Origin of the sequence: Marilutibacter penaei (assembly GCF_014145395.1) — a bacterium.
GTDB lineage: Bacteria > Pseudomonadota > Gammaproteobacteria > Xanthomonadales > Xanthomonadaceae > Marilutibacter > Marilutibacter penaei.
Genome location: NZ_JACHTE010000001.1, coordinates 536,192 through 544,726 on the forward strand (window position 1 = coordinate 536,192; position 8,535 = coordinate 544,726).

Consider the following 8,535-nt stretch of genomic DNA (forward strand, 5'->3'; position numbering starts at 1 on the left):
GCGCGGCGGTCAGTCCGCGCGCGGCAGGCCGGCCGCCTGCCGGGCCAGCGTTTCAACCGCCGCCCAGTCGCCCGCCTGGAGCAGCTTCGCCGGCGTGATCCATGAGCCACCGACGCAGGCGACGTTTGGCGTCGCCAGGTAGTCGGCCGCGTTGTGCAGGCCGATCCCGCCGGTGGCGCAGAAGCGGATCTCCGGCAGCGGGCCATGCAGGCTGCGCAGCAGGGCCACGCCGCCGGCCGCCTCGGCCGGGAAGAATTTCTGGAAGGCAAAGCCCTGCTCGGCGAGGGTCATGGCCTCCGACGCGGTCGCCGCACCCGGCAGCCAGCCGACCGCATGGCCGCGCGCCGCGGCGACCAGGTCCGGGCTGTAGCCGGGCGACACTGCGAAGCGCGCGCCGGCCTCGGCCGACGCATCGAGGTCGGCCGGGCGACGCACCGTGCCGGTGCCGATCACCGCATCCGGCACCTCGTCGGCGATACGGCGCACCGCTTCGAGCGCGGCGCCGGTGCGCAGGGTCACTTCGATCACCGGCAGGCCGCCGGCGACCAGCGCGCGCGCCAGCGGCACCGCATGCGCGGGGTCTTCGATGACGACCACCGGGATCACCGGGGCCAGGTGCAACACTTTCTCGATCAGGGTCATGGCTGGACTTCGTTCGGGGCATGGAAGGCGCTGGCGCCGCGGTCGGCGGGACCGACGACATTGCGGAACAGCGCGAAGAGTTCGCGGCCGAGGCCATGCTGGTGGGCGGACAGGTCGGCCGCGGCGAGCGGACGCGCGGCCAGCTCATCGTCGTCGACAAGCGCGACCAGTTGCCCGTTGGCCGTGTCGAGGCGGATGACGTCGCCATCGCGCAGGCGTGCCAACGGACCGCCGCAGGCCGCCTCGGGGCTGACGTGGATCGCCGCCGGCACCTGGCCGGACGCGCCGGACATGCGCCCGTCGGTGACCAGGGCGACGCGGTGGCCGCGCTTCTGCAGCACGGTCAGGGTTGGGGTCAGCTGGTGCAGCTCGGGCATGCCATTGGCCTGCGGGCCCTGGAAGCGCACGACCACGACCACGTCGCGGTCGAGCTCGCCGCGCTCGAAGGCCTGCTTGACCTCGGCCTGCTCGCTGAAGATCCGGCACGGGGCCTCGATGAAGCGGCGATCATCGGGCACCGCGGACACCTTGATCGCGCCGGTGCCGAGGTTGCCGCGCAGCACGCGCAGGCCCCCGTCGGCACTGAAGGGCGTCGCGACCGGGCGCAGGACGGCATCGTCGGCACTTTCCACCGCCGACGGCACGAAGGCCACGCCACCGGCACCGTCGAGGCGCGCCTCCGCGCGATAGCGGTCCAGGCCCGGGCCGGCGATGGTCTCGACATCGCCGTGCAGCAGGCCGGCATCGAGCAGTTCGCCGATCATGAAGGCCAGGCCGCCGGCCGCATGGAAATGGTTCACGTCGGCGCTGCCGTTCGGATAGACCCGCGCCAGCAGCGGCACCACCGATGACAGCGCATCGAAGTCCTCCAGCTCGAGGCTGATGCCGGCCGCCGCGGCGATCGCCACGATGTGCAGCAACAGGTTGGTCGAACCGCCGGTCGCCAGCAGGCCGACCACGCCGTTGACGATGGAACGCTCGTCGATGATCCGGCCGATCGGCCGGTAGTCGTCGCCCAGCGCGGTGATCGCGGCGGCGCGGCGCGTCGCCTCGGCGGTCAGCGCGTCGCGCAGCGGCGTATCGGGATTGACGAAGCTCGCGCCCGGCAGGTGCAGGCCCATCACTTCCATCAGCATCTGGTTGGAATTGGCGGTGCCGTAGAAGGTGCAGGTGCCCGGCGCGTGGTAGCTGGCGGCCTCGGCTTCGAGCAGCTCGTCGCGCGTGGCCTTGCCCTCGGCGTAGCGCTGGCGCACCCGCGACTTCTCGTCGTTGGGGATGCCCGACGGCATCGGCCCGGCAGGCACGAACACCGCCGGCAGGTGGCCGAAAGTCAGCGCGCCGATCATCAGGCCCGGCACGATCTTGTCGCAGACGCCGAGGTACAGCGCCGCGTCGAACATGTCGTGCGACAACGCAACCGCGGTCGACAACGCGATCACGTCGCGCGAGAACAGGCTCATCTCCATGCCGGCCCGGCCCTGGGTGACGCCATCGCACATCGCCGGCACGCCGCCCGCGACCTGCGCGGTGGCGCCGGCATTGCGCGCCGCATTCTTGATCAGGAAGGGAAAGCGCTCGAACGGCTGGTGCGCCGACAGCATGTCGTTGTATGCGGTGACGATGCCGAGGTTGGGCGCGCGGCCCTCGCGCAGCGCGGCCTTGTCGGCCGGCCCGCAGGCGGCGAAGCCATGCGCGAGGTTGCCGCAGGACAGGGTCATGCGGTGCGGCCCATGGCCGGCGGCGGCGTCGATGCGGGCGAGGTAGGCGGAACGACCGTCGTGGCTGCGGGCGCGGATGCGCCCGGTGACGTTGGCGATGACGGGATGCAGGGACGGCATGTGGACCTCTAGTGGGCGCGACGCACGCGATGCGGGCGCGCGCGGTGGATCAGGGACACCAGTACAGCGACGGCGGGCGCGGCGCGCCGGCCAGTACCGCGCGCACGGGCAACAGGGACGTCGGATCGGCCGCGGCGCCTTCCAGCACCGCCTTCTTCTTCGCACCTTCGATGTGCAGGTACAGCGACGGCGCGGTGAAGATCGCGCTCAGGGTCAGGGTCATGCGCGGCTCCGGCGCGTTCGCCGTGCGCACCGCGAGGGCCGGCGCACGGCCGGACGGCTGCAGGCCGATCTCGCGCAGGCCCGGGCTGTCGCGGCCCAGGTCCGGGAACAGCGAGGCGACATGGCCGTCCTCGCCCATGCCCAGCACCACCACGTCCAGCGGCAACGCCTCGTTGGCGACGCGGCTGAGCACCGGCAGCAACGCCGCCTCCGGGCTGGGGCTGGGCCGGTACAACGGCATGAAGCGGGCCGCCGCCGCCGCGCCCTGCAACAGGGTCTCGCGCATCAGCTTTTCGTTGCTGCGCTCATGGCGCGGGTGCACCCAGCGGTCGTCCACCGGCAGCACGGTCACGTGCGGCCAGTCGACGGTCTGCTTCGACAACGCGGTGAGGAAGGCGCGCGGCGTGCTGCCTCCCGACAGCGCGATGCGCGCGCTGCCGCGGCGCGCGATCGCACCGCGCAGGTCGGCGGCGACCGCCTTCGCCAGCGCATCGGCCAGCGACGCACCGTCGTCGAAGAGATGTTCGTCCAGCGGCAGCGCGATGGGCTCCACGATCCTCAGTCCTCCGTAGCGGCGTTCAGTAGCCGTCCTCATGCCAGGTCCTCCCGTCGCGTTCGATCAGGGCGACCGCGGCGCTCGGACCCCAACCTCCTGCGGTGTAGGCCTTGGGTGCGTCGTGCGCAGCCTCCCAGGCCGCACGGATCGGATCGATCCACTGCCAGGCGGCGTCGACTTCGTCGCGGCGCATGAACAGCATCGGATTGCCGCGCACCACATCCATCAGCAGGCGCTCGTAGGCATCCGGCTGGCGGCCGCCGAAGGTCTCGGCAAAGCTCAGGTCCATCGCGACCTCGCGCATGCGCATGCCGCCGGGGCCCGGGACCTTGTTCATCAGCCACAGCTTCACGCCCTCGTCCGGCTGCAGGCGGATGACCAGCTTGTTCGGCGCCAGCGGGCTGGAATGGCCGTCGTTGGGGTCGCCGAAGATCGAATGCGGCACGCGGCGGAAGGTCACCACGATCTCCGACATGCGCTGCGCCAGCCGCTTGCCGGTACGCAGGTAGAAGGGCACGCCAGCCCAGCGCCAGTTCTGCACTTCCGCCTTGATCGCGACGAAGGTCTCGGTGTTGGACGCCGCGCCCAGCTCGTCCAGGTAACCCGGCACCGCCTGCCCGCCGACCGCGCCCGCGCGGTACTGGCCGCGCACCGTGAGCTGGCCGGCGTTGCCGCCGTCGATGGGGCGCAGCGCGCGCAGCACCTTCAGCTTCTCGTCGCGGATCGCGTCGGCCGCCAGCGAGGCCGGTGGCTCCATCGCCACCAGGCACAGCAGCTGCAGCAGGTGGTTCTGCACCATGTCGCGCAGCGCACCCGACTTGTCGTAGTACGCCGCGCGGCCTTCCACGCCGACCGTCTCGGCGACGGTGATCTGCACGTGGTCGATGTGCTCGGCCTTCCACAGCGGCTCGAACAGCGCATTGCCGAAGCGCAGCGCGGTCAGGTTCTGCACCGTCTCCTTGCCGAGGTAATGGTCGATCCGGTAGACCTGCGATTCGTGGAAGACGCGGCCCAGCGCCTCGTTGATCACCTGCGCGCTGGCGCCGTCCTTGCCGATCGGCTTCTCGACGACCACGCGGGTGCCGCCGCCGGCCAGGCCCACGCCATCAAGGCGGTCGGCGACGTTGGCGAACAGCGACGGCCCGACCGCCAGGTAGAACACGCGGACACGGCCCGGCGTGTCGCCCAGCTCGGCGGCGAACTCCGGCCAGCCGGCTTCGCTGCCCAGGTCGAGGCGACGGTAGTGCAGCAAGCCGAGGAATTCGTCGAGGCAGGCGGCAATGCGCGGGTCGGCGGCCGCCAGCGGCGCGACCGCGTCGCGCACCCGCTCGCGGTAGGCCTCGTCCGTACGCTCGTCGCGGGCGATGCCGTAGATCCGCGAGTCCGGCCCGATCTGGCCGTCGACGTGGCGGTGCAGCAGGGCCGGCAGCAGCTTGCGCATGGCCAGGTCGCCGGTGCCGCCGAAGATCACCAGGTCGAACGGCGCCATCGGCGAGGTGGGAGGGTGCTGGGCGTGCAGGGTCATCGGTTGGGCTCGTCGAGCGTCGGACGGTGGGCGGAGTGGTCTGGTTTTCGGTACGGACCAGACGATACCACTACGATACCTTTCGGGCAAATACCTGCCGCACCATGCTTTGGAATTGGATGTCTTGAGGACATCTTGTCGTGACTGGTTTGTTACTGGTATTCTCCCGGCCATGCAGGACTATCTGCTCGACGAATACCAGCGCCAGGTCGCCGCGCGACGCGCACCGGCCTACCAGCACCTGCGGCGGACGCTGCAGCACGCCATCGAGAATGGCGAGCTGACCGCCGGCCAGGCCCTGCCCGGCGAGCGCGAGATCGGACGCCAGCTCGACCTGTCGCGGGTCACCGTGCGCAAGGCCATCGCCGGCCTGGTCGCCGACGGCCTGCTGGTGCAGCGCCAGGGCGCCGGCACCTTCGTCGCCGAGCGCATCGTCAAGTCGTTCTCGGCGCTGACCAGCTTCACCGACGACCTGCGCGCGCGCGGGCTCGACCCGCAGTCGCAGTTCCTCGAACGCGCCCTCGGCGAGGTCACCCCCGAGGAGGCGATGGCCCTCAACCTGTCGCCGGGCGCGCAGGTGGTGCGCTACTACCGCCTGCGCACCGCCAACGGCACCGCGCTCGCACTCGAGCGCACCGTGGTGCCCGCCGACGTGCTCGGTGACCCCGCCCTGGTCGAGAACTCCCTGTACGCCGCCTTCGAGAAGATCGGCGTGCGGCCGGTGCGTGCGCTGCAGCGCCTGCGCGCGATCGCCTTCGACGCCGAACAGGCGCGCCTGATGAAGCTGCCCGAAGGCAGCCCGGGCCTCTTCATCGAACGCCGCACCTTCCTCGCCGACGGCCGCGTCGCCGAATTCACCCGTTCCTTCTACCGCGGCGACGCCTACGACTTCGTCGCCGAACTGCACAGCGAGTAAACCCGTGAACGCACCGCTCGACACCACGGCCATGGCCACCCAGGCCCTGCGCGCCGAAGACACCCTGATGTTCGCCGAGGCCGCCGAGGCCGCCGACGCGGTCGCCCGCCAGTTCGCCGCCAATGCCGGCGTGCTCGACGCCCTGGCCGAACGGCTGCGCGCCCAACCGCCGCGCTTCATCGTCACCTGCGCGCGCGGCAGCTCCGACCACGCGGCGACCTACGGCAAGTACCTGTTCGAAACCACGCTTGGGCTGGTCACCGCGTCCGCTTCGCCGTCGATCGGCTCGGTCTACGCGATCACCCCGAAGATGGACGGCGCGCTGTTCGTCGCCATCTCGCAGTCCGGCAAGAGCCCGGACCTGCTGCGCAACGCCGAGATCGCCAAGGCCGCCGGCGCGCATGTCGTCGCCCTGGTCAACGTCGCCGACTCGCCGCTGGCCGCGCTGGCCGACACCGTCGTGCCGCTGCACGCCGGCCCCGAGCGCAGCGTCGCCGCGACCAAGAGCTACCTGTGCTCGCTGGCCGCGCTGCTGCAGCTGACCGCGCGCTGGAGCGGCGACGCCGCCCTGCGCGACGCCGAACGCGGCCTGTCGGACGCACTGCGCCAGGCCTGGACGCAGGACTGGTCGGCGGTGGTCGACGGCCTCCGCGAGGCCCGCAACCTGTTCGTGCTCGGCCGCGGCCTGGGCCTCGGCGCCGCGCAGGAAGCCGCGCTCAAGTTCAAGGAGACCAGCGGCCTGCATGCCGAGGCCTTCTCCTCCGCCGAGGTCAAGCACGGCCCGATGGCGATCGTCGGCCCCGGCTTCCCGGTGCTGGCCTTCGCCCAGGACGACGACACCGGCGCCGGCACCGCGTCGGTCGCCGACGAGTTCGCCGCGCGCGGTGCGCCGGTCTGGCTGGCGGCGCCCGGGCAGGCCGCCGCCGATGGCCGCCTGCCGGTCGCGACCTCGCCGCACCCGGCGGTCACGCCGCTGCTGACCGTGCAGTCCTTCTACCGCATGGTCAACGCGCTCGCGGTTGCCCGTGGCCACAACCCCGACCTGCCGCCGCACCTCAACAAGGTCACCGAGACCGTCTGATGACCGTGCTTGCCTTCCACAACGGCCACGTCCTGACCGAACGCGGCTTCGCCGAAGGCCTGTGCGTGGTCGTCGAGGACGGCCACGTCGCCGCGGTCATGCCCGGCGGTCCACCCGCGGGCGCCGAGGCCATCGACCTGCAGGGCCGCTACCTGGTGCCGGGCTTCATCGACACCCAGGTCAACGGTGGCGGCGACGTGCTGCTCAACGACAGCACCACCGTCGACGGCGTGCGCCGCATCGCCGAGGCGCACCGCCGCTTCGGCACCACCGGGATGCTGCCGACCCTGATCAGCGACGACGTCGCGGTGATGGAGAAGGCGATTGCCGCCGTGCGCGGCGCGATCGACGCCGGCGTGCCCGGCGTACTCGGCATCCACCTCGAAGGCCCCTACCTGGCCGAAGCGCGCAAGGGCGTGCACGACCCGGCCAAATTCCACACCCCCGGCAGCGACGAACTCGCGATGGTGGCTTCGCTGGGCAACGGCAAGACCCTGCTGACCGTGGCGCCCGAGCGTTTCGAGGCCGACACCCTGCGCGACCTCGCATCGCGCGGCGTGATCCTCGCCGCCGGCCATACCGCCGCTGACTACAACACGATGCGCGCCGGCTTCGACGCCGGCATCCGCGGCGTCACCCACCTGTTCAATGCGATGACGCCGATGAACAGCCGCGAGCCCGGCGGCGTCGGCGCGGCGCTGGACGACCCGGACGTCTGGTGCGGGCTGATCGTCGACGGCCACCACGTGCACGACGCCACCCTGCGCGTCGCCATCAACGCCCGCCCGCGCGGACGCATGATGCTGGTCACCGACGCGATGCCGCCGGTGGGCGGCGAACGCGAGGATTTCGAGCTCTACGGCGTCACCATGACCTGCCGCGACGGCCTGTGCAGCACCGCCGAAGGCACCCTCGCCGGCTCCGCGCTGGACATGGCGACCGCCGTGCGCAACACCGTGCAGCGCCTCGGCCTGCCGCTGGACGAAGCCTGCCGCATGGCCTCGCAGTACCCCGCCGAGTTCCTCGGCCTCGGCCATGAGCTCGGCCGCATCACCCCGGGGTATCGCGCCGACCTCGTCGTCCTCGACACCGACCTGCAGGTCACGGGCAGCTGGATCGGCGGAGTCGGCTGAGCGCTGAACGCGCGGCGGGATCTTCACGGCGCCGTGCAGCCGCGGCCGCTTGACTGCCGCGATGGACCTGCAAAGCGGCTATCCCTTCTGGGCGATCCGGAACGGACTCGCCCCACCCCGCCCGGCGCTTGCGGGGCGGCTCGACGTGGATGTCGCCGTGGTGGGCGGCGGGATCACCGGCGCCCTGATCGCCGATGAGCTGGTCCGGCACGGCCATGCAGTCGCGGTGCTGGACAGACGCGACCCCGGCTGGGGCAGCACCGCGGCGAGCACGGCCCTGCTGCAGTACGAGATCGACACCCATCTGGTCGACCTCGCCGAACGCCATGGCGAGGCCGATGCCGCGCTGGCCTACCGCGCCTGCGCAGACGCCATCGACCTGCTCGCCGAGCGCGCAGCGGACTGTCGCGGCGTCGGTTTCGTCCGCTGCCAGAGCCTGTACCACGCAAGCCGGGCGCGTCACGTGCGTGAACTGCGCCGCGAGTTCGAGGCCCGCCGCCTCCACCAATATTTTTTATCTAACGCATTGTTTTAACGAGAATATTTTGAGTTCGATTTCCAGTCCGGCACAGATCGGTCTGGACGGCACGGGATTTACTGCGCTTCCCCCGTCCGGATCGAG

The 8,535-nt window shown here is 71.4% G+C and carries 7 protein-coding genes and 1 pseudogene; 4 read left to right on the plus strand and 4 right to left on the minus strand.

The window, feature by feature from the left end; genetic code table 11:
- Positions 1 to 9: 9 nt before the first annotated feature.
- From eda to zwf, 4 genes are read right to left on the minus strand one after another with little or no spacing between them, the layout of a single operon-like run.
- The gene (eda, locus tag H4F99_RS02350; protein WP_182668094.1) at positions 10 to 642 is read right to left on the minus strand and encodes a bifunctional 4-hydroxy-2-oxoglutarate aldolase/2-dehydro-3-deoxy-phosphogluconate aldolase; all 633 of its coding nucleotides are present in this window, start codon (positions 640 to 642) and stop codon (positions 10 to 12) included.
- Positions 639 to 2,480, minus strand: coding sequence for a phosphogluconate dehydratase (gene edd, locus H4F99_RS02355; RefSeq protein ID WP_182668095.1), 1,842 nt, complete (start codon positions 2,478 to 2,480; stop codon positions 639 to 641). Before edd ends, eda begins: the two co-directional genes overlap by 4 nt.
- Before the next feature lie 49 nt (positions 2,481 to 2,529).
- The gene (pgl, locus tag H4F99_RS02360; protein WP_182668096.1) at positions 2,530 to 3,297 is read right to left on the minus strand and encodes a 6-phosphogluconolactonase; all 768 of its coding nucleotides are present in this window, start codon (positions 3,295 to 3,297) and stop codon (positions 2,530 to 2,532) included.
- A complete protein-coding gene (gene zwf, locus H4F99_RS02365; RefSeq protein WP_182668097.1) occupies positions 3,281 to 4,783 on the minus strand; it encodes a glucose-6-phosphate dehydrogenase in 1,503 nt (500 codons plus the stop codon). The genes pgl and zwf overlap by 17 nt, the downstream gene beginning before the upstream one ends.
- A 172-nt stretch (positions 4,784 to 4,955) precedes the next feature.
- On the opposite strand from zwf, the gene H4F99_RS02370 reads away from it, so the two are divergent.
- The 4 genes and pseudogenes from H4F99_RS02370 to H4F99_RS02385 form a co-directional block, all read left to right on the plus strand.
- Positions 4,956 to 5,699, plus strand: a complete 744-nt coding sequence (locus H4F99_RS02370; protein ID WP_182668098.1) for a GntR family transcriptional regulator — start codon at positions 4,956 to 4,958, stop codon at positions 5,697 to 5,699.
- A 31-nt stretch (positions 5,700 to 5,730) separates the two neighbouring features.
- Entirely contained in the window at positions 5,731 to 6,780 is a 1,050-nt protein-coding gene (locus H4F99_RS02375) for an SIS domain-containing protein (RefSeq protein WP_246371205.1), read from the plus strand.
- Positions 6,777 to 7,913, plus strand: coding sequence for an N-acetylglucosamine-6-phosphate deacetylase (nagA, locus tag H4F99_RS02380; RefSeq protein ID WP_425487984.1), 1,137 nt, complete (start codon positions 6,777 to 6,779; stop codon positions 7,911 to 7,913). Before H4F99_RS02375 ends, nagA begins: the two co-directional genes overlap by 4 nt.
- 61 nt (positions 7,914 to 7,974) lie before the next feature.
- Positions 7,975 to 8,412 (plus strand): annotated as a pseudogene (locus H4F99_RS02385) (FAD-dependent oxidoreductase); the annotation flags it as partial.
- Between the last annotated feature and the right edge of the window lie 123 nt (positions 8,413 to 8,535).